Here is a 26,121-nt window from a genome sequence, read left to right as displayed (position 1 = left end):
CTAAGCTAATTTTATGCCAAAGCTATCCGTTAAAGAGTTTTGCGGCATATTTGGCAAAATATGTAGAAATAATGTCAGCCCCAGCTCTTTTTATTGCTGTAAGTTGCTCTAAAACAACAGCATCATGGTCTAGCCAACCTCTTTCTGCCGCTGCTTTAATCATGGCATACTCACCGCTTACTTGATATACAGAAACAGGGATGTTAACTTCGTTTTTAATATCTCTAACGATATCCAAATAGCATAGCCCTGGTTTTACCATAACAATATCTGCACCTTCTTCTATATCTTGTAGGGTTTCCTTAATTGCTTCTAATCTATTTGCCGGATTCATTTGATAAGTTTTCTTATCTTTTGGAATATCGTTAGCATCTACAGGAGCAGAATCTAACGCGTCTCGAAATGGCCCATAAAATGCCGAAGCATATTTGGCACTGTAACTCATAATTCCAACATCCGTATAGTTTTCTTGCTCTAATAATTGACGCATGATAAGAATACGCCCATCCATCATATCGCTTGGAGCAATAAAATCTGCTCCAGCCTCTGCGTGCGATAATCCCATTCTAGCAAGTACTTCTACCGAAGCATCGTTGTTAATTATTCCGTTTTCTACAATCCCATCATGCCCATAAATAGAAAAAGGATCAAGGGCAACATCGGTCATTATCAACATTTCAGGAACAGTTTCTTTTACTGTTTTTATGGCGCGTTGCATAAGCCCATCTGCATTTAAAGCTTCTGTACCCTTATTGTCTTTTAAGTTGTTATCTACCTTTACAAATAGTAAAACCGACTGAATTCCTACTGCCCATAACTCTTTTACTTCTGTTTTTAAGGTATCTAAACTATACCTATAGTAACCTGGCATTGAAGGAATTTCCTCTTTTTTGTTTTTTCCTTCAATTACAAATAAAGGTGCTTGAAAATCTTTTGGTGTAACAAGGGTTTCTTGTACTAAATTTCTAATTGCATTACTGCTGCGTAATCTTCTATTTCTTGATAAAGGAAACATCATTTTTATATATTTTAAAAACGGGTTATACCCAATTTTTTGGTTGTTTTAATACAGTTATTAATTTTTCTTCTTCACTTCCTTTTTCTGGATGGTAATCGTATTGCCATTGTACATGCGGAGGAAGACTCATGAGTATACTTTCTATACGCCCATTGGTTTTTAACCCGAATAAAGTACCTTTATCATGCACTAGGTTAAACTCTACGTAGCGCCCTCTTCTAATTTCTTGCCAATCTCGTTGTGCACTGGTGTAGGATAGGTTTTTACGTTTTTCTACAATTGGAAGATAGGCTTCTAAGAAACTATCGCCTACTTCTGTAACAAAGTTATACCATGCTGAGATGTTCCTGTTTTCGGAAGCTTTTAAATAATCAAAAAATAAACCTCCTATTCCTCGGGCTTCATTTCTGTGTGTGTTATAAAAATACTCGTCGCATTTTTGTTTGTATAGTGGGTAGAATGTTTTATCGTGTTTATCGCAAGCTTGTTTACATATCGTATGAAAATGCTCTGCGTCTTCTTCAAACAAATAATAAGGTGTTAAATCTTGTCCGCCGCCAAACCATTGGTCTATCGTATTGCCTTGTTTATCATACATTTCAAAATATCTCCAATTGGCGTGTACTGTAGGTACCATAGGGTTTTTAGGATGTAAGACTAAGCTTAATCCGCAGGCAAAAAAATCTACCTCTTCTACGTTAAAGTATTTTTGCATTTCTGGTGGTAAAGGACCATGTACTGCAGAAATATTAACCCCTCCTTTTTCAAAAACATTTCCGTTTTGGATAACACGTGTTCTCCCGCCGCCGCCGCCAGGACGTTCCCATAAATCTTCTTGAAAATGAGCCTTTCCATCTACAGCTTCTAGGGCTGTACAAATACGATTTTGTAATTCTTTAATATACGTGTAAAATTCCTCTCTCATCCCCTAAGCCTTGTATTCTTTTACTGCATCTACAAAAGCTTGTGCATTTTCTACAGGAATATTAGGCAATATACCATGTCCTAAATTTGCGATGTACTTATCTTTCCCGAAAGCATCTATCATTTCATGCACCATTTTTTTAATAACTTTTGGAGGCGATAATAATCGAGAAGGGTCGAAGTTTCCTTGTAAGGTTATTTTTCCTCCAGAAAGGTAACGTGCATTTTGCGGCGAGCAAGTCCAGTCTACTCCTAAGGCAGCTGCTCCAGATTTACTCATTTCATCTAAGGCAAACCAACAACCTTTTCCAAAGGCAATTACAGGAACTTCATCTTTTAAAGCATCTATAATTTGTTGAATGTATTTCCATGAAAATTCTTGATAATCTACAGGAGATAGCATGCCTCCCCAAGAGTCAAAAACTTGTAAAGCATCTACGCCTGCTTCTACTTTTCCTTTTAGGTAAGCAATGGTTGTATCGGTAATTTTTTGTAATAACAAATGAGCCGCTTTAGGTTCTGTATAACAAAAAGCTTTTGCTTTATCGAAATTTTTAGAGCCTTGCCCTTGTATTAGGTAGCATAAAATGGTCCAAGGAGAACCTGCAAAACCAATAAGAGGAACCTCATCGTTAAGTGCCTCTTTTGTCATTTTTATAGCTTCGTATACATAGCCCAATTCTTCATATACATTAGGTACGACCACTTGATTTACTGCCTTTTCACTACGAATAGGTGTAGGAAGCCAAGGACCTACATCGGGTTTCATTTCTATAGTAACTCCCATTGCCTGTGGCACCACTAGAATATCGCTAAATAATATAGCTGCATCGGTCCCTACTTGGTGTATAGGCATTACGGTAATTTCGGTTGCCAATTCTGGGGTGCGACAACGTGTAAAGAAGTCGTACTTCTCTTTCAGCTTCATAAAGTCAGGTAAATATCGTCCTGCCTGGCGCATCATCCACACTGGTGGGCGTTCTACCGTTTCCCCTCTTAAGGCTTTTAAAAATAAATCGTTCTTTATCATGGCTATATATTTTAAGCTGTATAATATTTTAAAGTGGTTTGTAATAGACTATCTATTGTAGGTTTTTCTGCCAATAGTATATTCTTGGTGTGTTTTTGAGCTTCCTTTGCGGTAGTTGTTCCTATGCAAAAAGCAATGGATTTATCTAGGGTGTTTTTTTCTATAAAACTTTGCACACCACTAGGACTAAAAAACAAAACTGCATCGACAGGCTGAGTTATCGTCTTTGGGGTTAAGCGTGTTTTATAAGCTTGCATCTCTGTAAAGTTTATCTGTTTAGCTTTCATAGTGTTTGGCAATTCTGGACGACGTAAGTTGCCACAAAAAAAAGTAAATGTTAATGCTGCATAGTTTTCGGCTATACATTTTGCTAAATCTGCTCCGTAATCTGTGTTTTCGATAACTTTTACGCCTTGTTCCTCTAAAGCTTGTTTTGTTTTTTGCCCAACACAAAAAGCACTTTTTAGTTTTATATTATTTTCTAATAATGCTTTTACAGTATTTTTACTCGTTATAATTGCATTTTCTACTGGTTGTTTTTCTACCTGTAGTTTACAAGTTTCTATTTGGATAAATTCTTGTTCTAACCAAGCAACCGAAGCTTGTTTCAAAAGCAATCCTTGCGATGCATTAAGCTTTGTTGTGATGAGAATTGTTGGCATGTTTTTTAATAATTTTCGATATCTGAGTTCTTTCCAAAAACTACCAAGATATCATTTTCTTGAAAAATAACCGAGGGTTTTAACGTTCCTAAAACTTCTTGACGGGAAGTGGTTTGCCCTAAAACAAAAATCTATACCCAATAACATATCGGTGCTTAAAAAAGGTTTCGATACAGCTATTTTTATTTGCATAAAAAAATCTATAAAAATAAGCCCTAAAGAAGCTAAAACTACAAGTTTGTAACTTTTATAGTAAGTGAAAGTTTCAAAGCCAAAATTCGTAAATAAAAACACTATTAAAAACAAACCTGTAAGTGCTAATAGTATATGAGTTGGCTTGTTACTTAACATTACATTAGTCTTTAAGTTGCTGATGTATTTGTTGGATAAGTTCCTTTCCGCCGCGAGCTAATATTTTTTGGGCTAATTGCTTCCCTATTCCCCTAGCTTCCTGAAGAGGAAATTCTGCTTTTTCATGCAGTTTAATTTTTCCGTCTAAACTAAACAATGCACCTTCAAAAAAGAATTTATCTTCTTTTATTTCTGCCAAAGCCCCTATTGGTGCAGTACATCCACCTTCTAAAACACGTAAAAATTCTCGTTCTTCCTGAACACATTTTCGGGTACTGTGATGCATTAATGTTGCTAAGGTTTCTTTTACAAAAGTATCTTCTTCTCTAGCCACCGCCAACATTGCTCCTTGAGCTGGTGCAGGAATCATCCAATCTAATACGGTAAAACTTTCTGGTGTTAAGGAAATACGCTCTAATCCTGCTGCCGCAAAAATTGCTCCTTTCCAAGGGTTGTCTTGCAGTTTTTTCATGCGTGTATTTACATTTCCTCGTAAATCTACCACTTGATGCGCTGGGTATTGATGTAACCATTGGGCTTTTCTGCGCAAGCTTCCTGTGGCTATCGTGGTTTTTTCTTGTAGAAGTTTATCCGCTTTGTTTTTAAAAACCAGAATGTCATCACTTTTTGCTCGTTTAAATACAGCTGCCTCTACAATACCTTCAGGTAACTGTGTAGGCACATCTTTCATAGAGTGTACAGCTAAATCGATTTGTTTATTGAGTAAAGCTACATCTAAGGTTTTTGTAAAAATACCTGTAATGCCCATACGATATAAGGGCTGGTCTAGGTTTAAATCGCCTAAAGATTTTACAGGAACAAGCGTTGCGGAGATTCCCAAATTTTCTAATTGATTTTTTACATAATTGGCTTGCCATAGTGCCAATTCACTATCACGCGTACCAATGCGAATCGTTTTACTCATTGCTAATGTTATGAAATGTCTTCAAGCTGAAACACTTTTTGAATAAGTGCGATGCTTTCGTTTGTGTTTTCTGAATCTTCTCGGAGATGATTAGCAAAGCGTGTCATTATTTTTTGAATAATGCGTTCACTAATAATTTCTGCTTGCTCATGATTGAAATCTAATATTTTCTTTCGCTGAAAATCAAGCTCTGCCTCTTTGATGGTATGCAGTTTTGTTTTTAATGCCTTAATTGTTGGGGCAAATTTACGCGTTTCTAGCCATGCTTGAAACTCGTATTTCACCTCTGCAATAATGTTTTCTGCTTGCGGAATATAAGCTTTACGCTTCTCTAGCGTTTCATCGGTTAATGTTGATAAATAATCAAGGTGTACAACTTCTACGCCGTCAAGTTCTTTCACTTCCTCTGCAACATTTTTAGGCATAGACAGGTCTAAAATCAACATTTTTTTTCCTGCTTTAATTTGTGCTTTTGTTATGGTAGGCATTTGTGCGCCAGTAGCTACAATAAGAATATCTGTACGGTTAATTTCTTCCTCCAAAGCCATATAATCTTTAACAACAAGATTAAATTTACCCGCTACTTTTTCTGCCTTTTCTTTAGTTCTATTTATAAGCGTAATATGCTCGTTATTACTATGTTTAACTAGGTTTTCGCAAGTATTTCTTCCTATTTTCCCAGTTCCAAAAAGCAATATATTTTTCTGGGCAACATTTTCCACTTCGTTTAGTATATATTGTACCGAAGCAAAAGCTACAGAAGTAGCTCCTGAAGATATTTCTGTTTCGTTTTTTATACGTTTACTTGCCTGAATTACACTATTAATAAGACGCTCTAAGAAAGGATTGGTAGCTTTTAGCTGTTTAGATAATATAAAGGCATTTTTTAATTGACTTATAATTTCAAAGTCTCCTAAAATTTGACTTTCCAAGCCCGTTCCTACTCGAAACAAATGCGTAATTGCTTCTTGGTTTTTATATACATAGGCGGCTTTCTCAAACACTTCTAAGCTTCCGTTTGTATGCTCGCAAAGCAATTTTATTAACTGAAAAGGGTGTTTTGCAAAGCCATAAATCTCGGTACGGTTGCAAGTAGAAGTTACCAAAATAGCGTCTATCCCTTGCTGTTTTGCTTCCTCGATAAGTGCTTTTTGTTGCGCTTGTCCCAAGCTAAAATCACCACGAATATTTGCATCTGCCTTTTGGTAGCTTAAGCCTATCGCGTAAAAAGTATTGTATTTGGAAATATTATAGTTCGTCAAAACTTCAAAAAAAATATACGCACAAATATATAATGATTGATTTTCAAAAAACAACGCCAAAGGAACTTTTAGTGTCGATACAAGTTATTTTTGCAATTTGTTATACACTTTCGCTTCAAATGGCTTAATTTCGCACAGTAACAAGGCTTTTAAAGCAAATTACTTTAGAACGATTCTAAATAAATAACGCCAAAAATGTCAAACATCACAAATAAAAATAACGCTAAAGGTTCTTTTGAAATTCTTCATACAGAAAATGATTTAAAAATGTTAATCTATAAAAATGAAGAAGATAGCACTATAAACCTACAACACGACTCTGGACAACATGCTATACAATTTCATTTTTGCATAAAAGGAAACCTAGAGTTTATTTTTAACGAAGGGAGGTATTGTTTACCCTTACAAAACGATAAAGGTTTGCTGTTATACAACCCCTCAAAAAACCTTCCTATACAAGTAAAGCTTCAACCAAAAACATGGATTGTTTCTGTACTTGTTTCTATTGGAAAGCTACATGCTTTATTCTCGGAAGAAGCCCATTATATAGATTTCCTTTCGGAAGAAAACAAGCATAAAAAATACTACCAAGAGTTAACCATTACACCTTCTATGGCGGTAGTTTTAAGTCAAATAATTAATTTCAATCTTCATAATTCTATCAAAAAGATTTATTTAAAAGGTAAAGCTTACGAGTTGATAGGCTTATGCTTTAACAGAACAGAAGAAACCGATGTGGAGCAATGCCCTTTTTTGATAGATGAAGACAATGTAAAACGAATACGCCAAGCCAAAGAAATTATATTAAAACGCATGGCAGAACCTCCAACGCTACAAGAACTATCTGAAGAAATTGGGTTAAGCCTTAAAAAACTAAAAGAAGGTTTTAAAGAAATTTATGGCGATACTGTTTTTGGATTTCTATTTGATTATAAAATGGACTACGCCCGTAAATTGCTAGAAACAGGAAAATACAACGTAAACGAAGTTGGCTTAAAAGTAGGCTATAGTACGGCAAGCCATTTTATTGCCGCGTTTAAAAAAAAGTTTGGCACCACACCCAAAAAATATATCCAAGCGCTATAAATAAATAACTTAATACAATTGTAATAACCAATCGTAAATTACTTTATTTACATTATAAAAGCATTACTTTTACCCTAAAAATTTAAACTATGAAAGGAGTTTTATTAGTAAACCTTGGCTCGCCAGACAGTACAAAACCTAAAGATGTAAAAAGGTATTTGGATGAATTCTTGATGGATGAACGCGTAATTGACCTCCCTTGGTTACTGAGAGCTTTTATTGTACGTGGTATTATTTTAAACACTCGACCAAAAAAATCTGCAGAAGCATATCAAAAAATTTGGTGGGAAGAAGGTTCCCCTTTAATTGTGTTATCGGAAAAACTCCAAGAAAAAATAGATCGTTTTACCGATGTCCCTATAGCCTTAGCAATGCGCTACGGAAAACCTTCTATAAAAACAGGCTTAGAGGAACTTAAACAAAAAGGAGTAACCGAAGTTTTATTAATTCCGCTATACCCACAATTTGCTATGGCTACCACCGAGACCATTTTGGTCCTCGCAGAGCAACTTAGGCAAGCTCATTTCCCAGAAATGAACATTACCAGCATCCCTGCTTTTTATAACCACCCCGATTATATAAATGTACTCGCCCAGAGCATTAAAGAAGGCTTAGAAAACAAACCTTACGAGCACTTATTATTTAGTTATCACGGTGTTCCCGAAAGGCATATTAGAAAAAGTGATGTAACAAAATCTCACTGTAAAATAAACGGCGAATGTTGTAAAACAGCTTCCCCAGCACATGAGTTTTGCTACCGTCATCAATGCTTTGAAACCACAAGGCTTGTTACTCAAAAATTAGGAATTCCCGAAGACAAATTTAGTGTATCTTTCCAATCTCGTTTAGGCGTAGACCCTTGGCTAAAACCTTATACCGACCGCACCATAGAGAGATTTGGACTAAAAGGAATTAAAAGCATGGCCATCGTAACCCCTGCTTTTGTTTCTGATTGCTTAGAAACACTTGAAGAAATTGCCATGGAAGGGAAGGAAATTTTTGAAGAAGTTGGCGGACAAACTTTTAATGTAATCCCATGCCTTAACGACAGAGAAGACTGGGTAAAAACCCTATCGCGATGGATTAATGAATGGGTGGCTACGCCTCAAAAATAACCATAAATGACAAAAGATAGCGCTAGTAAATTAGGTACGCTGCCTATTAGCAAATTATTAATACAACAATCGGTTCCTGCCTCGATTGGTATTTTAGTCATGTCACTAAACATACTTATCGACACGATTTTTGTGGGAAATTGGATTGGTTCTACCGCTATCGCCGCAATAAATGTAGTATTGCCTATTTCGTTTTTTATTGCTGCTTTAGGAATGGCAATCGGAATAGGGGGCGCCTCTATTATTTCTAGAGCATTAGGAGAGCAACATAAAGAAAAAGCACTAAAAACCTTTGGCAACCAAATAAGCATTACTTTATTGCTGTGCGTAAGCATGGTTATTGCTGGACTCTATTTTATAGATGAGCTCATACCTGCTTTTGGAGGAAAGGGGAATATTTTTGATGCCGCTAAAATTTATTACCGCGTAGTAATGTATGGAGTTCCTATACTGGCTTTAACCATGATGGGAAATGCGGTGATACGCGCCGAAGGAAAACCAAAATTTGCCATGATTGCCATGATTATCCCCTCTATAGGAAACATTGTTGGGGATGTTGTTTTTATAAAATTCCTAGACATGGGAATGCTAGGCGCAGCATGGGCTACCACATTGTCTTATGTTTGGAGTTTTAGCTATATTCTTTATTTTTTCCTCTCAAAACATTCTGAATTAAAAATAAGCTGGCCTCACTTTAAACTAAACTTCCCTATTCTAAAAGAAATTGGAAGCTTAGGTTTTGTTACTTTATCTAGGCAAGCCGCTGTAAGCATTACCTATTTACTACTAAACAATATTTTATACGAACTAGGCGGAGAATCATCGGTAACGGTTTATGCCATTATCGGACGAATGTTAATGTTCGCATTATTTCCTGTATTTGGTATAACACAAGGCTTTCTTCCTATTGCAGGCTATAATTATGGAGCAAAAAAACTAGACCGTGTACGAGAAAGTATCAACAAAGCAGTACTGTACGCCAGTATTATGGGGGTTGCGATCTTTTTTATCATTATGATTTTCCCAGAAAGTATCGCTCGTGTTTTCACTTCAGAAGCCGAAATTTTAGCAAAAGCTCCTTCTGCCATGCGATGGGTATTTTGTGTAGTTCCTATTATTGCCTTACAACTCATCGGGGCAGCTTACTTTCAAGCTATTGGAAAAGCTACTCCTGCACTGTTACTTACCTTAACGAGACAGGCATTTTTCCTTATCCCTTTAGTTATTATTCTTCCTAAGTTTTTTGGAGAAATAGGGGTTTGGGTTTCTTTCCCTATTGCCGATGGCGCAGCAACTATTATCACCGCCTATTTTTTAAACAGGGAAGTTAAAAATACACTTATCACAAAAGAGAAAGTTCTTGTAAATTCTTAAGCTTATGGAATATTATAATTATATAAAAGCTTTACACCTCATTTTTGTAATCACTTGGTTTGCAGGGTTATTTTACATCCCTAGGTTATTTATATACCAAATAGAAACCTATAAAAAAGCGCCCATAGAGAAAGAAGTTATCGGAAAACAATTACAGGTAATGACTAAACGCCTTTGGTACATTATCACTTGGCCATCTGCCATTCTTGCCAGCATCTTTGCCATTGTTTTACTTTTGCTTCAACCCGCATGGCTACAACAAGGTTGGATGCATGTAAAACTTACTTTTGTACTTCTATTATTTATTTATCATGGCAAATGCCACCTTTTATTTCTCGCTTCTCAAAAAGGACAATTAAAATGGTCGTCTAATAAAATGCGTATTTTTAACGAAGGCGCAACTTTAATTCTTTTTTCAGTAGTTTTTTTAGTAATTTTAAAAAGTTCTATCAACTGGATATTTGGCGTTATTGGTATTTTTGTTTTGGCCGTTATGCTTATGTTAGGCATTAAACTCTATAAACGTATCCGAGAAAGAAAGCAGCTTAATAAATAATAAATCATGAGGTTTTTCCGCTCACTTCGAACACGCATTTTCTTAAGTATGATCTTGCTAATCTTAGGAGCGTCTGTACTTATTGCTGCGGTTACCATTTCTCAATATAGAGACGAGGCAATACAATACCAAAAAGATAAACTTAAACGAAAAGAAGCCTCTATAAGGGCAAGCATCGATTACGAAATTAGCAACACTACCTATCCTGTAAACACCAAGCATATTCCGCTAATTTTTAGAGATAAAATCTATGAGCTTAAAAACATCCACAACACCGAGATAAACATTTATAACCTTGACGGAAAACTTTTAAAAACCTCTCGGGCGTCATTTTTTAGAGATACCCTAAGCCAACAAATAGAAAAACCCTTATTAGATTCGCTACAAAACGCGCCTCAAAAACGCTATGTAACGTATCACTTACAAGATAAAGGAGACTCTTATCTCTCTTCTTACACCTATATTACCGACCAATATTTTAAGCCGCTTGCCATCCTTAATTTACCTTATATTGAAGATGACGGTTTTATAGAACGCCAACTTAATGCTTTCCTTAAAATGCTAGCCCAAGTATATGTTTTTCTAATACTTGCTGCGGTTATTTTAGCCTATTTCCTTTCTCGTTACGTTACACTTCCCTTAAAAACCTTAGGAAAAAAAATGAGCGAAATGCGTTTAGATAAAGCCAATAAAAAAATAAATGTCAAAAACGCTTCGATAGAAATAACTCAACTGCTACAAGCTTATAACGCTATGGTTGACGAACTTGAAGAAAGTGTAGCAAAACTTGCCGCTAGCGAACGCGAACAAGCCTGGCGAGAAATGGCAAAACAAGTAGCTCACGAAGTTAAAAACCCCCTAACACCAATGCGGTTGAGCATACAAAGCTTTGAACGGAAGTTTAACCCAAACGACCCCAACATACAACCAAAAGTAAAAGAGTTTAGCCAATCTTTAATTCAGCAAATAGATACCATGAGTGCCATTGCCTCTGCCTTTTCTAATTTTGCACAAATGCCCGAACAAAAAAACGAGCTACTCAACATTGTCGAGGTGGTAAAACTTGCCGTAGATATTTTTAATGAAGATTATATTAACTTCACAACAAACGAAGAAGAAATCTACGCAACATTCGATCGTGCACAACTTATCAGAATTATTACCAACCTGCTTAAAAATGCAAGTCAAGCCACACAGCATAAAGATAATCCTAAAATAGAAGTTAAGCTTTCTAGCAATGATACCGAAGTAAAAATTTGCATTAGCGATAACGGCACAGGAATCTCTCCAGCATATCAAAAACGAATATTTGAACCAAAGTTTACTACCAAATCTAGCGGAATGGGCTTAGGTTTAGGTATCATAAAAACTATTATCGAAGCTTATCACGGAAAAATATGGTTTATTTCCGAAGAAAATAAAAACACAACATTTTACGTTCAATTTCCAAAAAAACAACAATCATGAAATTTGAAAATTTATTAGTAGAAACCCAAAACTACATTACGCAAATTACCATAAACAGACCCAAAAAATTAAATGCGTTAAACCGAGAAACCTTACACGAAATTCACCAAGCCTTTACGGCTTTAAAAACAGACCAAAACACCAAAGTAATTATCCTTACCGGAAGTGGTGAAAAAGCTTTTGTCGCAGGAGCAGACATTTCGGAGTTTGCAGATTACTCGGTAGAAGAAGGTAAAAATTTAGCCGCAAAAGGACAGGAAGAAGTATTCGACTTTATTGCAAACTACAACAAACCCGTAATAGCCGCCGTAAACGGTTTTGCCTTAGGAGGCGGATTAGAGCTTGCCATGGCAGCACATTTCCGTACCGCAAGCGAAAACGCTAAATTAGGATTACCAGAAACCTCACTTGGTGTAATTCCTGGTTACGGAGGCACACAACGCTTACCGCAACTTATCGGAAAAGGCCGCGCTATGGAAATGATTATGACCGCAAAAATGATTAATGCAAACCAAGCCTTAACCTATGGCTTAGTAAACCACGTTACAACTCCCGAAGAGTTATTGAATTTCACCCAAAAAATAGCAGAAAAAATCATGAATAACTCGATGGTTGCCATTGCCACAGCAATCGAAGCCATTAATGCAAATTATCAAGATGGTGTAAATGGTTTTGATAAAGAAATAGATGCGTTTGGAAAAAGTTTTGGCACCGAAGATTTTAAAGAAGGAACTTCTGCGTTTTTAGAAAAAAGAAAAGCAACCTTCCCTAATAAATAAGCTTACTTTTTCTAAAAAAGAAATGTTTTATAAGGTATTTTGTTAAAATTTATTTTTACGAAACAACTGAAAAACAACAAAAAAGCGGTGAATAACACCGCTTTTTTGTTTAGTATACATAAATTTATCACTAACCCTTCATAAACTACAATGCAATTTGCAAATTGGACTATATCCTTTTAAATAGGAAATAATCCATAAATAGGTTTATATTTGGCTTATCCAATAAGCTAAAGTTTATGCCCACTAACTACATAAAAGGTCGTGGAGCTCAAAAAAATGTCGCTAACCGATTTTTTGAACTTTCCCACACCCTAGACAACGATTTTTTAGACTATTGCCATAAAGAAAACGAGGCTCCTACTAACAATAAAACACAATTTCAGGAAGTTTTCCCTAAAAGCATTGTCAATAAAGTAAAAAGCCCTGATGTAGGGATGACCTATTCCTTAAACCCTTACCAAGGCTGCGAACACGGTTGTATTTATTGTTATGCCAGAAACTCACACGAATATTGGGGATATAGCGCAGGATTAGACTTTGAACAAAAAATTTTAGTTAAAAAAAACGCTGCCAAACTCCTGGAAAACAAAATAAACAGTAAATCTTGGAAAGCTACGCCTATTGTTCTTTCTGGCAATACCGATTGCTACCAGCTTATAGAAAAAAAGCTTAACTTAACACGTAGTTGCTTACAGGTGTTTCTAAACTACAAACATCCTGTTGCTATCATTACCAAAAATGCATTAATTACAAGAGATTTAGATATTTTAAAAGCCTTAGCCAAAGACAACCTAATACGCGTAAATATTTCGGTTACATCTCTTAACGAAGAAACAAGAAGACTTTTGGAACCCCGAACTGCAAGTATTAAATTACGTTTAAAAACCATAAAAACTTTAACCGAAGCTAACATCCCTGTAAATGTAATGATGGCTCCTATTATTCCTGGAATAAACAGTCACGAAATTCTTCCGCTAGTAAAAAAAGTAAGCGAAGTAGGAGCTACTAGTGTTGGGTATACCCTTGTAAGGCTTAATGGTGCTATTGCAGACATTTTTTCTGATTGGATTAAAAAAACCATGCCCAATAAAGCCGAAAAAGTATTACACCAAATTGCAGATTGCCATAATGGAAGTTTACATAATTCGCAATACGGACAACGAATGCGAGGGAATGGAGTATTTGCTAAACAAATAGCAGACCTATTTAAAATAGCTCAAAACAAATACCTCAGCAATAAAGAAATAAAACCGTTAAACAACAACCTGTTTGAACAATTTAAAACAGGGCAATATAAGCTTTTCTAATTTTAGTAAGCGGCATCCCACTCTTTATAAAACTGCTTTAAATATTCTTCCATAAAAGCATGACGCTCTGCTGCTATACTCTTTGCTGTTTGTGTATGCATCTTATCTTTTAGCAACAATAACTTCTCGTAGAAATGATTAAGGGTTGGCGCAGTGCTTTTTCGGTAGGTTTCTTTATCCATATTCAAATTGGGAGAAATTTCGGGGTCGTAAAGTTTCCGGTTTTTAAAGCCTCCGTAATTAAATGCTCGGGCAATCCCTATGGCTCCTATGGCGTCTAACCTATCTGCATCTTGAATAATTTTCAATTCTGTAGAAGAAAAGCTTTCTGTTTCGTTACCTCCCTTAAATGAAACGTTTTCTATAATAGCTACTACATGATTGATAATGGCGAGGGGCAATTCTTGGCGTTCTAAAAATTGCCGAGCTACTATTCCGCCCAACAGCTCGTCGTCGTTATGAAACTTAGCATCGGCAATATCATGCAATAAAGCCCCTAATCGCACCACCAACAAATCGGCTTGCTCTTTAGAGGCTATATATACTGCTGTTTTATAAACACGTTCTATATGAAACCAATCATGCCCTCCTTCTGCATTTTCCAAGTGTTGCTGCACAAACTTTTTTGTAATTGCAATAAGGTTTTCATGGTTGTTCATCACAAATTTACTTTACCATTGCAGGGTTTACCCACGCAAAATGTGTAATTTCTTGCGGTATTCTTATACGCTCATTAATACGCTGCATTCTGGCAGGAAGTTTTACTACAAAATCTCTTGCTTTTTCTGCTTCTTCCGATAGGCCATTTAAATTCTCTATATCCCAACGCTGAATCAACCTTTTCATGATATCTATATAATCTTGCCCTGTATAAACACCTAAGCGTTGTGCTGCATCCGAAAACTCATCAAAAGCACTTGCTTTTTGTTTTCCGCTTTCGCGAAGAAAATGTGCTGGCATAATTATTTTATGCTTCATCATATCTTTAAAAGCAATCATCATTCCGCTTGGGTCTATGCTAAAAATATCTTTCACAAACGTACTGTATGCATTGTAATGGCGCATTTCATCTCCAGAAATAATCTGGCACATACGCGATAAGGATTTATTAGCGTATTGTTTTGCTAATTTTGCCACCCGATTGTGCGAAATGTACGTAGCTAATTCCTGAAAACTTGTATAAACAAAGTTTTTATACGGGTCTTGGTCTGTACCAATATCAAAACCATCGTTAATTAAGTGGTGAGTGGTTTTTTCTATTTCTTTCATATCTACCCTACCCGAAAGGTAAAGGTATTTGTTAAGCACATCTCCGTGCCTGTTTTCTTCTCCTGTCCAATAGCGCACCCAACGTGTCCATGAAGTTCCTCCATTTTGTTGGCTAATTCCTTCTACGTCCATCAGCCAAGACTCGTAGGTAGGTAATGCCTCCTCTGTAATTGTATCGCCTACTAAAACCACCCAAAAATCGTACGGTAACTCTTTTGCTAATTCTCTAAGTTCTGTTACTTCGTCAAAAAATGAATCTTTCTGTGAATTCGGCAAAAAATCTGTTGGTTGCCAAATATTATCTACAGGAATTAGAAAATCTTTGATGTAGTTATCTACTTTATCTTCTAATTGCTGCATTACCTCTAAGCGAATATTTTTTTTAAGCATAAATATATAGTGTTGGGGGAATTTATAATTGAATGTCTTTTGTGATACTTTGTTCTATATCGGTAATTAACAGGTCTAAATCTTGATAATCACTAATCTTTATTGGCGGCTGTACTTTAACCGTCATTTTTACAAATGGGTTTAATGGAAACATTCCATTTTTTAGAATTTTCCATGAGTTATTTATCGTTACAGGAACCACGACAGCATCGGGACAGTATTTAAATAGTGTTTTTAATCCGTTTGGAGAAAAACGTTTTGGCTTTCCGTTTCGACTTCGTGTTCCCTCAGGAAAGATAACGGCCGCTCTATTGGTTTTATTTAAATATTGCCCAAATTTTTTAATTTCAGGTAAGGCTTGCCTAGGATTTTTCCTGTCTATAAGGATAGAACCTCCATGACGTAAATTGTACGATATACTCGGAATACCCTTGCCTAATTCTTTTTTACTAATAAACTTTGGGTGTAATTTTCTTAAATACCAAACAATTGGAGAAATATCATAATGGCTTTGGTGATTAGCCACAATAATATGTGGTTTTCCTGCTTCTAACTTTTGTTTATTTTCAAAAACAGTGTGAACACCAATAAGGTATAAAATTTTTAATAGACAGAAGTTGAGGTAATCTACACTTTTTTTATGTGCTTGGTAACCAAAAACATTAAAACACAACCATTGTATTGCATGAAAAATAAGCAGTATTATCAAGAAAACTAAATAATAAAGAAGCGTAAGCGGATAGGCTATTATCTTTTTCAGCATAAAATTTTAATTAAACCCCAAAAATAGTATTTAAATTAGGTATTTTTATAGCTTTTTATAGAATTATGTATGCTTGCATAATAAAAAAAGAGCCATTACTTTTTGATAATGGCTCTTTTTTTATGTTTAAGTGCTTAACAGAATTCGTTATAAGCATCTTTCAAATTCTCTGCAATCATCTCTGCAGGTCTTCCTTCAATATGGTGACGCTCTAGCATGTGTACCAATTCGCCATCTTTAAACAACGCCATTGAAGGTGAGCTTGGCGGAAAAGGCAGCATAAACGAACGTGCTTTATCGGTAGCTTCTTTATCTACGCCTGCAAAAACCGTAATTAATTGGTCTGGAGTTTTTGTATTATCTAACGACATTCTTGCTCCTGGTCTTGCGTTTGCTGCTGCACAACCGCAAACAGAGTTTACCACAACTAATGTAGTTCCTTTTTGCTTTAATGCTTCTTCTATATCGGTTGCTTGGTGTGCTTCTTTAAACCCAATAACGGTTAGCTCTTCACGCATTGGCTTTACTAATTCTGCTGGATACATATTTCTAAGGTTTTTTATCTAATTAATAAATTCAAAGATAAATAATCTGCTGGCTTTTCCCATAATTATCATCAGCATATTGGTCGAAATTGGCTTTTATTCATTACAAGCATACGTATAAACCCATATTAAATCACTGTATAATTGGCTAACGGCTTCCCTTCTGTTTCCACAAATTAAGTCCTAAATTAAGTTGTACCATAATCGGAAAAAAATTACCATTTCCTTTCGCATCAAAATAATAAATAGGTCCTACATCCAACAACAAATGTAGAATTCCATAATTACGCTGTATGCCCCAAGTAGGCCCTATAGCGTAGTCATAGCTAGAAGTTCGTTCAATATTGTCGGACATAGATTCTCCACGAACCAACATACGAGCCGAAACAAAATTAGCTGAATTAAAATTGGTATTTTTACCGTTGGCTTCCCGCTTTAAAAAATTATAGAACCATTTGTGCTGAACATCTAAAAAGGGAGCAACGACGTATATCCATCCCGACTTAGTAGATGTATCCAAATCTGGATAGCTGCTTCCATAGCCTATACCTAATCCTGCAGAAAAAGCAGTGGTTTTTCCTGTAGGAAACTCAACCTCTACTCCTGGATTTAAAAAATTAAACCTTCCTACTGATTGGGTATATTCTTTGTTCTCTTGAGACTGAAGAGGTGAAAACACCAAACATAAAATGCTCAAAAAGAATAAATTTCTTAGGTTATAAACACCTGTTTTACTTTTTTCTCGCATAAAACTCCGAATATCCTTCTTTTTGAGAACTCATTTCCATTGTATTGTTATTAGGAAAATTAATTTCAACCTCTACAACATCAGGCTTTCCATCAATTTGGATCATAAATTTTGATCCTCCTTCAAACTCCCAAGAGCCAGATATATTAATCGATGCACATTCAGAAGGTTCGTCTCCAGCATAAACTTCTCCATTAATTGTTTTATTATCCAAAAAAGAAAAGTATGAAGAGAATTCGCAAATATCTATTCCGTCAGGTTCACGGTTTCGTAATTCCCAAGTTCCTATTATTGTTTCTTCAGGTTTCAGTTCATTTTTACTTTCATTATCATCATCATTACTACAAGCTAAAGAAAATAAGCCTACTAGAAAAACGATAAAAATTCTTGATATAGTTTTTTTCATAATAGTGTTTTTGGTTAAAATACAAATCTATTATATTTTATTTAACATACAAACCAACTTAGGTCAACTCATACTTCTTCCCTGGTAAAGGTTTTACTACTCCTTTTAGCTCTAGGTTTAATAATTCTCCTACCAGGTTATAAGTTGGGATTTGGGTTTCTAGGGCAAGCTCATCAAGCAAAGCTTTGCAATTGCTAAATCAAGGATTCCCTACAATGAAAATTATGTATCAAAATTAGTCTGAAAATATTTGGTTTTTCAGCTTAGTTCTTTGTTGGCAATTGTTACTTATTCACTTAATACTTCTATTATTTTTAATTTTAGTTCTTCATTAAAGTCATCTTCGGTCAATATAGAACAAATAATTTCGTGTAATAATTCTTTGTCAATTTTGTTATCTGCAACATAAACTGCAATATTCTCCATTTCGATAATGAATTTATCAATACAGTATTCTATTCCATTAACTTCTAAAAAGTATGCTCCTAATGCGATAGATGTTCTTTTATTTCCGTCACTAAATGCGTGAAATTTGTTTACCGAAAAAACAAGATGAGTTAGTTTGTCCTCAAATTCTGGATAGTATAAGTCATTTTTAATATGGTCTAAAACACTTTCAACCTTTCCAATTTCTATAATTCCTGAATTTCCTCCCGAATTTTCTATTATGAAATCGTGAGTTCTTATTGCGTGTTCAATGTCAAAATAAATATATGTTTCCATTATCTATTTTTTAATCTCTTAAACACGTCTATGTTATTTAGGATTCGCTCTTCCAAGTCCATACTCTTTTCTCCAAGGAACTTATCAAACTCTTCTGTAGAAAGATGGGTTATATAGTTTTTCAATTTTTCGTGCAAAGCATCTCTGAAAGCCATATCTCTACTCGCCATTAATCCCCTTACTTTTTCTCTTAATGGTTCATAAATAGAGTTAGTAATGCTTTCAAAATGGTCAAACAAGGCATTTGTTTCTGATAATCGTAGTTTTCTATTTAATTTTTCAGAGTGTTTTTTTAAAAAGTCTGCAAATCCATTTTCATAACTTGATATTAAATCTAATACTTCTGAATACATTGTCGACCTTACACTTTCTTTATCTTTTAATTTAAGTATTTGCCGATATTCTTTAGCATTTTCTTTAAATATACTTTTATATACTTTATTGGTCAATTGTGCGTATTTGAATTTATTAGACTCAACATAACTATCGAGTGCGTTTGTAAATTCTTGTCTATAATTATGTTCTTTTAAAGCACTTGATAAAAATTCTTCTTCTCTTTGGTTTATATATTTTGTATTTCCACCAAGTTTTTGATTAATTGCATCTATTACGATGTCTAAAATAAAAGCTCGTAGTAATTTTGCCTTTTCACTTTCGGTTAAAATCATCCCAATATTTAGGAATGTACGGAAAGTGAAAACTCCTAAAACAGATGTTTTCTTTAAGGACCCATCTATGGTACCGACATTTGTGTCGGCACCATATGCTAACTTAAAGTCTTTCAACCTGTTTCCAGTTAGAATTTCATATCCAGACTCTTCAAATTCTGTCTTGTTATTTTCGATATACCTTTCCACAGTTCTTTCGTCAATTTCAAAGAACTCTGCTACTTGTTTCTTGGTGAATCTATATTTATTTTCAAACATTACACCTGGAAAAGAAATTTCATCATAGATGATTTCTAAAGCATAATTATTATTCAGAATATTTTTTCTATGTAAGTCAGATGTTGTTAAATCTTTGTTCATTTTGAAAATTACGATTTTTGTTTTTCGTAATGTTGGGTAACACCTTGACGGATATGACGATTTGCGTTGAAGTGTATACTTCAAAAGCAAAGAGAGCCATTAGACGTAATTCGCTATATCCATTAGTTGTCGAGAGTTCGCCTGTGTAGGCGTCTCAAATCAATAGTTATTAATAGTTTACTACAAATATAGCGAATTATAGTCGTACTGTCAGGGCGTTGTTCGAGAATAACTCAAGAAAAAGTGTTGCCGTAGGCGACATGACTTGAGCGACACATAGGGTATTCTCGAACTACTTTTATATATCCTCAAAAGACATATAACTTTTATGTTAAAACAAGAAGAGGTATAAAGCTTAAGAATGCCTAAGCAAAAAGCTTTAGGGTTTTATAAAAGCAGCATGTAAATATCTATATCTTCATTTTTAAGACACTCAACTATTGATTATTCACTCAACTAATAAAAAAATAAAGCCGCTTAAAACGGCTTATATAAAATCAATTTATGCAAAGTTATAGGCTTGTGCAACGACGACGAATGTTAGCGGTTGTTGTTTATTAACTCAATTAGTTTTGGAAGTAGTTTAGCGTTGATCATTCCACACATTTTCTGGTATTGATACTTGTCTAAACTATCGTTTGTTTTAACTCTGCAAATCTCCACATATTCATCATTCACCTCAATGATACCGATGATTTGTTCACCAATAATTCGTGTTATTATATTAATCGTAACATGCTCTTTTTTACCGATTGGATATACACGAATCTGATTTTTGTTTTCGGGTTCCCCTAAATTATAAACCCATCCCATTTTTTCCTGCCTAAAGCCTTTTGCCTTTGTATTTATCAATGAAGAAACTTCCTCTCCAATTAGGATGTTTAATTCAGTTAGGTTTCTCTTTAATTCAGAAAAATCACGGTTTTGAATTGATTTGGCATGTAATTCTAGTCCCTTCTCAATATCTATTAGACCTTCCTCGCTTTCATGAGTCTTATCTTTCATCTGTTCTAAAATTTCAATAATGTCATTTGATAAGGACCATCTCTTAGAGATATCTTGCTGAAAAGCCCTATCAAAAATATTATTCCAGTAAAAGCTGTTTTCAAGTGAAACCAATATCTTTAGCGACTCTCTAGTTTGATGGGGATATTGCCCATTCTCATTGACTAGATTTCTCGGATAACTTCTTGTAATCATGAATAACACTACTCCAGCCGCAAGAGTTATATCACTTCTAATATCTCTTTTACTTGTGCTTCCGGCAGAAAATTCAGGTAATCTTAGAAATCTGTTTCCAATTTCTTGTCCTGATTTTGTTAACTTTTCCTTATCACTAATTTCTACACCTATTCCGAAATCAACGAGGTAAACCTTTAAATTGGAAATGATAATATTTTCAGGTTTAATATCCCTATGAACTATGTCTTGCGAATGTAATTTTTGAAGAATATGGAAAAGCTGCAATGAAAAATCTACTAACTGAATTTCATTAATTTTGTTCTTCTGCACATAATTATCGAGTCGTTCTCCATCTATAAATTCAGCACAATAGAAAAGCTCATCATCACCTGCAAATTCGTCAACATTGGTGTCAGTTATTTTGGGAACCCCTTCTACATTTAAAGATTTGAATAGAGTTGTTTCTCTGAAAAAACGTGACCTTCTCTCTGAGCTATTGTCTTTGAGCTTTTTAAGGAAATATTGCAGGGCTGTCTCTTTTTCTTGGACAACAAAACAGTCGCCCTGCCCACCTCCAAAATTTCTAGTTATGGTATCATACTTATCTTTCCAATTCACGATTTTCTGTTTTTCAAAATGTGTTACAAAGCCCTGACGGATATGGCGATTTGCGTTAAACTTTCAACTTCAAATATATATAACTTTTTATGTTAAAACAAGAGGGAGTGTAGAGTCTAAAAAGGGTTTAAGTAAAAAACTATATATAGATAGTTTTTTTAATAAAAACCGTCAAAAAAAAAACAAACTAAAACAGTTCTATTAAGAAGCTATGTTTCTGTTGTTTTTTATAGTTTACAAATAGGCCTTTTTTACACCATATTTAAACCACAGTTAAACTAAAATTAGCCCATTTTTTAGTGGACAATTTGTGGTCTCACCCTAGACTAGGTGTGGACTAGGTGTGGACTAGGTATGGCTTTGATAGGGGAAAAACATGGGTAAAACTAAAGACTGGTTTTTCGTAAAATAATGGCATAAATAACCTGTAGGCTTTATTGTCATTACAGGCTTGTTTTTATCTAAAAAAAACAGTGATTTTTTCGTCTGTTTTCGGTTCGTTTTGCGTTAAGATAAAATGAACAGCTATTAAACTTTATTATACATACCCATCATGTTTTACGAACTTTTAAATAGCAGCAAATTATAAGTTTATACACAAACCAACTCAGGTCAACTCATACTTCTTCCCTGGTAAAGGTTTTACTACTCCTTTTAGCTCCAGGTTTAATAATTCTCCTACCAGGTTATAAGTTGGGATTTGGGTTTCTAGGGCAAGCTCGTCAAGCAAGGCTTTGCCTAGTTTTTGTATAGCATCTACGATAATTTGTTCTTTTTCGGATAAGGTAGGAAATAACACAGGTTGCTTGTTTATGTTTTTTTCTACATCCCAATTTAACATATACACCAAATCCTTTACGCTGGTTAGCAAGTTTGCTTGTTGGGTTTTTATAAGGTTATTGCAACCTTCACTAAGTATTTCTGTAGGATGTCCCGGAACGGCAAATACTTCCCTGTTGTATGAGTTTGCAATTGTTGCGGTTACTAGCGAGCCTCCTTTGTTGGCACTTTCAATAACCAAAGTTGCTTGGCTTAAACCTGCAATAATCCTATTTCTTCTTAGGAAATTTTTTCTATCAAAAACAGCATCGCTACAAAAGTCTGAAACAAAACCGCCTGCGTATAGCATCTCGGCTTCGTACTTTTTATGAGCTGCTGGGTAAAGCTGCTTAAACCCATGAGCTAAGCAAGCAATTGTAGGCAAGTTGTTTTCAATTGCCGCTTGGTGCGCACAAATATCTACTCCGTAAGCAAAACCCGATACGATAAGTGGTTTATACGGCACTAAATCGGCGACAAGGTTTTGACAAAATTCTTTAGCTCGCCAAGAGGCCTTACGTGTACCTACAATACTTATAATCCTAGGCTTGTTGAAATTTAAGTTTCCTTTTCCAAAAAATAAAAACGGAGCATCTATACAATGTTTTAAATTTTCGGGGTAAGCCTCATCTTTATAATAAAAAACCTTTAGTTCCTGTTCTGCTATAAAAGCTAATTCTGCTTCCGCTTCTTTTAAGTATAAGGTTTTTGAGATTTCCTTTTGCAAAAAGCCTTTTACACTGTTCAAACCTTCCCATTTTGAAGCGTTTGAAGTAAATACTGCTTCTGCCGAACCAAAATACGCAATTAGTTTCTTAGCGGTAATATCGCCCACACCAGGAATACGTTTTAAAGCCAAAGCAAACAACAACTCTTTTTTATCCATCTTACTATCAATAGGTTTATAAATATATCACTTTTTTGTTAATAAAAAGTTGATAATTTGAATTCCCGACTTATAAAAACTTAGTATTTTTGTTTTATATGAAGATTGAAAACTACATCCAAGAACTTTTATATAGGTACGATTGCGTTATTGTTCCTGAGTTTGGTGCTTTTTTAACACAACGTAAATCGGCTCAAATTCATGAAACCACACAAGCATTCTATCCGCCATCAAAAACAATAGCCTTTAATAGGCAATTGCAACAAAACGACGGCTTGTTAGCCAATTATATTGCTAACGCTGAAAAACTAAGTTACACCGATGCTTTACAACGCATCAAAGGTTTTGTTATCGATTTAGAAAACACCCTCACCACCGATAAAAAAGTGGTACTCGATAATATTGGTGGTTTTCTATTAACTAATGAAACCCTTGAGTTTGAACCTTCATATCATAAAAATTACCTACCAGAAGCTTTTGGACTGTCTTCTTTCACTATAGAAAAAGAAGCAATACAAGAACCTCTTCCGCAAGAAGAAAAAACACCTAAGGTTGTTTCATTACCACAAAATAACACTTCTAAAGCAAAAACCAATATTTGGAAATATGCTGCTGTTGGTGTTGTTGCTATAGGAATTTCTGGCTTTTTAACCGCCAATTGGTACAGCCAAAGTATAAAAAACCACAATATTGCTGAACAGCAAAAAGCAGAAAAGCTTGTGGAACAAAAAATACAACAAGCTACTTTTGTTATTGATAATCCTTTACCAGAAATTACATTTACCCTTAAAAAACCAACTGGTGGATACCATATTGTAGCAGGTGCTTTTAGAGATGAAGCCAACGCCCTTAAAAAAATAAATCAGTTAAAACAAAAAGGTTATAATGCTTTTAAATTGGGCGAAAACAAATACGGCTTACACCCTGTTGTTTACCAAAGTTTTAACGACCGTAGGTCTGCCACAAACAAGCTAAACCAAATTAAACGTTCAGAAAATCCCGAAGCTTGGCTTTTAATTAAACAGCTTTAAGCAAAATTTAAGCTCTTTATTTATGGAAGCAAAAACACCCGCAGAATCGAGAACCATTTTAACCGATTTAGTTTTACCTGGAGAAACCAACCCTTTAAACAATTTATTTGGAGGAGAGTTACTAGCACGTATGGATCGCGCAGGTAGTATTGCCGCTAGAAGGCACAGCCGCCGTATTGTAGTAACCGCATCGGTAAATCACGTAGCCTTCAATCACATGGTTCCTTTAGGCAGTGTTGTTACGGTAGAAGCCAAACTTTCTCGCGCTTTTAATACTTCGATGGAGGTAGTTATCGATGTATGGATTGAAGATCGCGAAAGCGGAAAAAGAACCAAAGCTAACGAGGCTATCTATACCTTTGTTGCCGTAAACGAAACAGGAAGACCGGTACATGTACCGCCTATAATCCCAGAAACAAACCTAGAAAAAGAACGTTACGAAGCTGCTTTACGCAGAAAACAACTAAGCCTTGTTCTTGCGGGAAAAATGAAGCCCGCTGAAGCTACCGAGCTTAAGGCAATTTTCCAGTAAAAGTGAAAAAAGTTTCGTTTAGCGAAATAAATAAAATTGCCGTTCCTGCTATTTTTGCTGGCATTGCAGAGCCTTTTATCTCGTTAACAGACATGGCTGTAATTGGTAACGTAACCCTAAACCCTGTAGAAGCACTTGGTGCAGCAGGAATTGTAGGGTCCTTTTTATCGGCATTAATTTGGATACTAGCACAAACCAAAACTGCCATTTCTACTATTGTTTCACAACACCTTGGCGCACATAGACTTTTTGCAGTAAAAACACTGGTACCACAAGTAATACTTTTAAATTTATTTATTAGTTTATTTCTTTACTTCATTACGGCTACTTTTGCAACCCAAATTTTTGAAGCCTATGAGGCCAAAGGCTTAATTCTTACCTATGCTGTAGATTATTATCAAATTAGAGCTATTGGTTTACCCTTAACCTTAGTTACTTTTGCCATTTTTGGAGTTTTTCGGGGGCTACAAAACACCTATTGGGCTATGAAATGCAGCATCACAGCAGCCATCATAAATATTGGTTTAGATTATTTGTTAGTCTATGGCTTGGGCGATATAATTCCTGCCATGCACCTAAAAGGAGCAGCTTATGCAAGCCTTATTGCTCAGCTTGTAATGTTGCTCATGGCTGTATATTTTCTCATCAAGAAAACCCCATTTGGCCTAAAAATTAAAAAAAGTTTTAACCCAAAGCTTAAACCGCTTTACCTTATGGCAGCAAACCTATTTGTACGTACAGCTGCATTAAATTTTGCTATTTACCTAGCTAATAAATACGCCACAAACTATGGCGCTAATTATATTGCTGCACAAAGTATTTTAATGAATATCTGGTTGTTTTTTTCCTTTTTTATAGACGGCTATGCTAGTGCTGGCAACGCCATTGGCGGTAAACTTTTAGGCGAAAAATCATATAAAAAACTCTGGACTCTAAGCAAAGACATTTCTAAATACGCGGTAATTATAGCCATACTATTAATTTGTGTTTGTGTATTGTTTTACAACCAAATAGGCTTAATATTTAATAAAGATACTGCCGTGTTAACTATATTTTCGTCGGTATTTTGGATTGTACTCCTTATGCAACCCATCAATGCTGTTGCTTTTATATACGATGGTATTTTTAAAGGACTTGGGCGTGCAAAACTCTTACGCAACGTACTTTTAATTGCTACATTTTTAGGCTTTGTACCTACCCTACTACTTACCGATTACCTCGGTTGGAAATTATATGCCATTTGGGCTGCCTTTTTTGCTTGGATGATTTTAAGAGGCGGTATTCTAGTTGTTTACTTTAAAAAACATTACTTAGCAAAATAA

The 26,121-nt window shown here is 35.1% G+C and carries 27 protein-coding genes; 10 read left to right on the top strand and 17 right to left on the bottom strand.

The window, feature by feature from the left end; all coding sequences use genetic code 11:
• Window positions 1-22: 22 nt before the first annotated feature.
• From hemB to hemA, 6 genes are all read right to left on the bottom strand, one after another.
• Window positions 23-1,015 (bottom strand): porphobilinogen synthase, encoded by a 993-nt coding sequence (hemB, locus tag GGR32_RS04045; protein WP_183476762.1) that lies wholly within the window; start codon window positions 1,013-1,015, stop codon window positions 23-25.
• Window positions 1,016-1,040: 25 nt separating this feature from the next.
• A complete protein-coding gene (hemF, locus tag GGR32_RS04040; protein ID WP_183476696.1) occupies window positions 1,041-1,943 on the bottom strand; it encodes an oxygen-dependent coproporphyrinogen oxidase in 903 nt (300 codons plus the stop codon).
• A gap of 3 nt (window positions 1,944-1,946) precedes the next feature.
• Window positions 1,947-2,972 (bottom strand): uroporphyrinogen decarboxylase, encoded by a 1,026-nt coding sequence (hemE, locus tag GGR32_RS04035; protein ID WP_183476694.1) that lies wholly within the window; start codon window positions 2,970-2,972, stop codon window positions 1,947-1,949.
• 11 nt (window positions 2,973-2,983) lie between these two features.
• Entirely contained in the window at window positions 2,984-3,634 is a 651-nt protein-coding gene (locus GGR32_RS04030; RefSeq protein ID WP_183476692.1) for a uroporphyrinogen-III synthase, read from the bottom strand.
• Window positions 3,635-3,989: 355 nt separating this feature from the next.
• Window positions 3,990-4,910, bottom strand: coding sequence for a hydroxymethylbilane synthase (gene hemC / locus GGR32_RS04025; RefSeq protein ID WP_183476690.1), 921 nt, complete (start codon window positions 4,908-4,910; stop codon window positions 3,990-3,992).
• Window positions 4,911-4,918: 8 nt separating this feature from the next.
• Complete coding sequence (gene hemA, locus GGR32_RS04020) at window positions 4,919-6,172, bottom strand: glutamyl-tRNA reductase (protein ID WP_183476688.1); 1,254 nt, start codon at window positions 6,170-6,172, stop codon at window positions 4,919-4,921.
• A 195-nt stretch (window positions 6,173-6,367) separates the two neighbouring features.
• On the opposite strand from hemA, the gene GGR32_RS04015 reads away from it, so the two are divergent.
• The 7 genes from GGR32_RS04015 (at window position 6,368) to GGR32_RS03985 (ending at window position 13,859) form a co-directional block, all read left to right on the top strand.
• Window positions 6,368-7,258, top strand: coding sequence for a helix-turn-helix domain-containing protein (locus tag GGR32_RS04015; RefSeq protein WP_183476686.1), 891 nt, complete (start codon window positions 6,368-6,370; stop codon window positions 7,256-7,258).
• Between the two features lie 89 nt (window positions 7,259-7,347).
• Window positions 7,348-8,373, top strand: a complete 1,026-nt coding sequence (hemH, locus tag GGR32_RS04010) for a ferrochelatase (protein WP_183476684.1) — start codon at window positions 7,348-7,350, stop codon at window positions 8,371-8,373.
• Between the two features lie 6 nt (window positions 8,374-8,379).
• Complete coding sequence (locus GGR32_RS04005) at window positions 8,380-9,747, top strand: MATE family efflux transporter (RefSeq protein WP_183476682.1); 1,368 nt, start codon at window positions 8,380-8,382, stop codon at window positions 9,745-9,747.
• Between the two features lie 4 nt (window positions 9,748-9,751).
• Entirely contained in the window at window positions 9,752-10,303 is a 552-nt protein-coding gene (locus GGR32_RS04000) for a CopD family protein (protein WP_183476680.1), read from the top strand.
• Between the two features lie 48 nt (window positions 10,304-10,351).
• Window positions 10,352-11,770: a sensor histidine kinase gene (locus tag GGR32_RS03995; RefSeq protein WP_246415166.1), complete on the top strand. Its 1,419-nt coding sequence runs from the start codon at window positions 10,352-10,354 to the stop codon at window positions 11,768-11,770.
• Window positions 11,767-12,549: an enoyl-CoA hydratase/isomerase family protein gene (locus GGR32_RS03990; protein WP_183476678.1), complete on the top strand. Its 783-nt coding sequence runs from the start codon at window positions 11,767-11,769 to the stop codon at window positions 12,547-12,549. The genes GGR32_RS03995 and GGR32_RS03990 overlap by 4 nt, the downstream gene beginning before the upstream one ends.
• Window positions 12,550-12,788: 239 nt before the next feature.
• The gene (locus tag GGR32_RS03985) at window positions 12,789-13,859 is read left to right on the top strand and encodes a PA0069 family radical SAM protein (protein ID WP_183476677.1); all 1,071 of its coding nucleotides are present in this window, start codon (window positions 12,789-12,791) and stop codon (window positions 13,857-13,859) included.
• Between the two features lie 2 nt (window positions 13,860-13,861).
• On the opposite strand, the gene GGR32_RS03980 is transcribed toward GGR32_RS03985, so the two are convergent.
• The 11 genes from GGR32_RS03980 to dprA form a co-directional block, all read right to left on the bottom strand.
• Window positions 13,862-14,518: an HD domain-containing protein gene (locus GGR32_RS03980; protein WP_183476761.1), complete on the bottom strand. Its 657-nt coding sequence runs from the start codon at window positions 14,516-14,518 to the stop codon at window positions 13,862-13,864.
• Window positions 14,519-14,525: 7 nt separating this feature from the next.
• A complete protein-coding gene (locus tag GGR32_RS03975; RefSeq protein ID WP_183476676.1) occupies window positions 14,526-15,518 on the bottom strand; it encodes an acyl-ACP desaturase in 993 nt (330 codons plus the stop codon).
• A 22-nt stretch (window positions 15,519-15,540) separates the two neighbouring features.
• Window positions 15,541-16,278, bottom strand: a complete 738-nt coding sequence (locus tag GGR32_RS03970; protein WP_183476760.1) for a lysophospholipid acyltransferase family protein — start codon at window positions 16,276-16,278, stop codon at window positions 15,541-15,543.
• A 137-nt stretch (window positions 16,279-16,415) separates the two neighbouring features.
• Entirely contained in the window at window positions 16,416-16,826 is a 411-nt protein-coding gene (locus GGR32_RS03965; RefSeq protein ID WP_183476675.1) for a BrxA/BrxB family bacilliredoxin, read from the bottom strand.
• Window positions 16,827-16,974: 148 nt separating this feature from the next.
• Entirely contained in the window at window positions 16,975-17,574 is a 600-nt protein-coding gene (locus GGR32_RS03960; protein ID WP_246415165.1) for a hypothetical protein, read from the bottom strand.
• Window positions 17,558-17,980, bottom strand: coding sequence for a lipocalin-like domain-containing protein (locus GGR32_RS03955; RefSeq protein WP_183476674.1), 423 nt, complete (start codon window positions 17,978-17,980; stop codon window positions 17,558-17,560). The genes GGR32_RS03960 and GGR32_RS03955 overlap by 17 nt, the downstream gene beginning before the upstream one ends.
• 58 nt (window positions 17,981-18,038) lie before the next feature.
• Window positions 18,039-18,161 carry a DprA-like winged helix domain-containing protein gene (locus tag GGR32_RS03950; RefSeq protein WP_183476673.1) on the bottom strand — a complete coding sequence of 41 codons (123 nt, stop codon included), beginning with the start codon at window positions 18,159-18,161 and terminating at the stop codon, window positions 18,039-18,041.
• Between the two features lie 107 nt (window positions 18,162-18,268).
• A complete protein-coding gene (locus GGR32_RS03945; protein ID WP_183476672.1) occupies window positions 18,269-18,703 on the bottom strand; it encodes a type II toxin-antitoxin system death-on-curing family toxin in 435 nt (144 codons plus the stop codon).
• Window positions 18,703-19,731, bottom strand: coding sequence for a DNA-binding protein (locus GGR32_RS03940; protein WP_183476671.1), 1,029 nt, complete (start codon window positions 19,729-19,731; stop codon window positions 18,703-18,705). Before GGR32_RS03940 ends, GGR32_RS03945 begins: the two co-directional genes overlap by 1 nt.
• 540 nt (window positions 19,732-20,271) lie before the next feature.
• Window positions 20,272-21,531: a protein kinase domain-containing protein gene (locus GGR32_RS03935; RefSeq protein ID WP_183476670.1), complete on the bottom strand. Its 1,260-nt coding sequence runs from the start codon at window positions 21,529-21,531 to the stop codon at window positions 20,272-20,274.
• Between the two features lie 607 nt (window positions 21,532-22,138).
• A complete protein-coding gene (gene dprA, locus GGR32_RS03930; protein ID WP_183476669.1) occupies window positions 22,139-23,236 on the bottom strand; it encodes a DNA-processing protein DprA in 1,098 nt (365 codons plus the stop codon).
• A gap of 98 nt (window positions 23,237-23,334) precedes the next feature.
• Between dprA and GGR32_RS03925 the strand changes: the two genes are divergently transcribed.
• Genes GGR32_RS03925 through GGR32_RS03915 form a run of 3 tightly spaced genes read left to right on the top strand, consistent with a single transcriptional unit; the run spans window position 23,335 to window position 26,121 of the window.
• Complete coding sequence (locus tag GGR32_RS03925) at window positions 23,335-24,267, top strand: HU domain-containing protein (RefSeq protein ID WP_183476668.1); 933 nt, start codon at window positions 23,335-23,337, stop codon at window positions 24,265-24,267.
• Window positions 24,268-24,289: 22 nt separating this feature from the next.
• Window positions 24,290-24,799 carry an acyl-CoA thioesterase gene (locus tag GGR32_RS03920; RefSeq protein ID WP_183476667.1) on the top strand — a complete coding sequence of 170 codons (510 nt, stop codon included), beginning with the start codon at window positions 24,290-24,292 and terminating at the stop codon, window positions 24,797-24,799.
• 2 nt (window positions 24,800-24,801) lie between these two features.
• Window positions 24,802-26,121 (top strand): MATE family efflux transporter, encoded by a 1,320-nt coding sequence (locus GGR32_RS03915; RefSeq protein ID WP_183476666.1) that lies wholly within the window; start codon window positions 24,802-24,804, stop codon window positions 26,119-26,121.

This window comes from Mesonia hippocampi, from assembly GCF_014197445.1.
Lineage (GTDB): Bacteria > Bacteroidota > Bacteroidia > Flavobacteriales > Flavobacteriaceae > Mesonia > Mesonia hippocampi.
This window is presented reverse-complemented; position numbering and strand designations above follow the sequence as displayed.

Coding starts and splice junctions, on each gene's coding strand:
- hemB (WP_183476762.1), bottom strand. CDS start 1,015: ATGTTTCCTTTATCAAGAAATAGAAGATTACGCAGCAGTAATGCAATT.
- hemF (WP_183476696.1), bottom strand. CDS start 1,943: ATGAGAGAGGAATTTTACACGTATATTAAAGAATTACAAAATCGTATT.
- hemE (WP_183476694.1), bottom strand. CDS start 2,972: ATGATAAAGAACGATTTATTTTTAAAAGCCTTAAGAGGGGAAACGGTA.
- GGR32_RS04030 (WP_183476692.1), bottom strand. CDS start 3,634: ATGCCAACAATTCTCATCACAACAAAGCTTAATGCATCGCAAGGATTG.
- hemC (WP_183476690.1), bottom strand. CDS start 4,910: ATGAGTAAAACGATTCGCATTGGTACGCGTGATAGTGAATTGGCACTA.
- GGR32_RS04015 (WP_183476686.1), top strand. CDS start 6,368: ATGTCAAACATCACAAATAAAAATAACGCTAAAGGTTCTTTTGAAATT.
- hemH (WP_183476684.1), top strand. CDS start 7,348: ATGAAAGGAGTTTTATTAGTAAACCTTGGCTCGCCAGACAGTACAAAA.
- GGR32_RS04005 (WP_183476682.1), top strand. CDS start 8,380: ATGACAAAAGATAGCGCTAGTAAATTAGGTACGCTGCCTATTAGCAAA.
- GGR32_RS04000 (WP_183476680.1), top strand. CDS start 9,752: ATGGAATATTATAATTATATAAAAGCTTTACACCTCATTTTTGTAATC.
- GGR32_RS03995 (WP_246415166.1), top strand. CDS start 10,352: ATGATCTTGCTAATCTTAGGAGCGTCTGTACTTATTGCTGCGGTTACC.
- GGR32_RS03990 (WP_183476678.1), top strand. CDS start 11,767: ATGAAATTTGAAAATTTATTAGTAGAAACCCAAAACTACATTACGCAA.
- GGR32_RS03985 (WP_183476677.1), top strand. CDS start 12,789: ATGCCCACTAACTACATAAAAGGTCGTGGAGCTCAAAAAAATGTCGCT.
- GGR32_RS03980 (WP_183476761.1), bottom strand. CDS start 14,518: ATGAACAACCATGAAAACCTTATTGCAATTACAAAAAAGTTTGTGCAG.
- GGR32_RS03975 (WP_183476676.1), bottom strand. CDS start 15,518: ATGCTTAAAAAAAATATTCGCTTAGAGGTAATGCAGCAATTAGAAGAT.
- GGR32_RS03965 (WP_183476675.1), bottom strand. CDS start 16,826: ATGTATCCAGCAGAATTAGTAAAGCCAATGCGTGAAGAGCTAACCGTT.
- GGR32_RS03960 (WP_246415165.1), bottom strand. CDS start 17,574: ATGCGAGAAAAAAGTAAAACAGGTGTTTATAACCTAAGAAATTTATTC.
- GGR32_RS03955 (WP_183476674.1), bottom strand. CDS start 17,980: ATGAAAAAAACTATATCAAGAATTTTTATCGTTTTTCTAGTAGGCTTA.
- GGR32_RS03945 (WP_183476672.1), bottom strand. CDS start 18,703: ATGGAAACATATATTTATTTTGACATTGAACACGCAATAAGAACTCAC.
- GGR32_RS03940 (WP_183476671.1), bottom strand. CDS start 19,731: ATGAACAAAGATTTAACAACATCTGACTTACATAGAAAAAATATTCTG.
- dprA (WP_183476669.1), bottom strand. CDS start 23,236: ATGGATAAAAAAGAGTTGTTGTTTGCTTTGGCTTTAAAACGTATTCCT.
- GGR32_RS03925 (WP_183476668.1), top strand. CDS start 23,335: ATGAAGATTGAAAACTACATCCAAGAACTTTTATATAGGTACGATTGC.
- GGR32_RS03920 (WP_183476667.1), top strand. CDS start 24,290: ATGGAAGCAAAAACACCCGCAGAATCGAGAACCATTTTAACCGATTTA.